This window comes from Peribacillus sp. SIMBA_075, assembly GCF_046534585.1.
Window position 1 is genome coordinate 1 of the sequence record NZ_JAWRYN010000357.1, and the last position, 300, is coordinate 300.

At 70.3% G+C, this 300-nt stretch carries 1 protein-coding gene; it reads left to right on the top strand.

Features of this window, described 5'->3' with window-relative positions:
* The first annotated feature begins 3 nt into the window (after positions 1–3).
* Positions 4–159, top strand: a complete 156-nt coding sequence (locus SB775_RS28565) for a hypothetical protein (protein ID WP_410864552.1) — start codon at positions 4–6, stop codon at positions 157–159.
* Positions 160–300 lie beyond the last annotated feature (141 nt).

Below are 300 nucleotides of genomic sequence, written 5' to 3' on the forward strand. Positions count from 1 at the left end.
CCGATGAACGAGAACGGACCCGACATCGAGGCGGTCGCCTCTCTGCTGGCAGCGGACGACAGCATCAAGGGCATGTGGTGCGTGCCCGTGTACTCGAACCCGACCGGCGCCGTCTACAGCGAGGAGGTCGTCCCGCGGGTGCGCGACCTGCTCGCGTGACCGGGGCGGCCTCCGCAGCACATCATCCCTCAGCCGTGCGCTCCAGGATGAGGAACCGCGCCCCGTAGGCGGGGACGCTGAGCGGGAAGCTGCTCAGGTCGTCCACCGTCCCGACCTCGCTGCCGTCGGCGGCGTCCGTCA

Excerpts from the sequence above, each read along its gene's own strand:
- SB775_RS28565 (WP_410864552.1), top strand. The coding sequence starts at position 4 with ATGAACGAGAACGGACCCGACATCGAGGCGGTCGCCTCTCTGCTGGCA.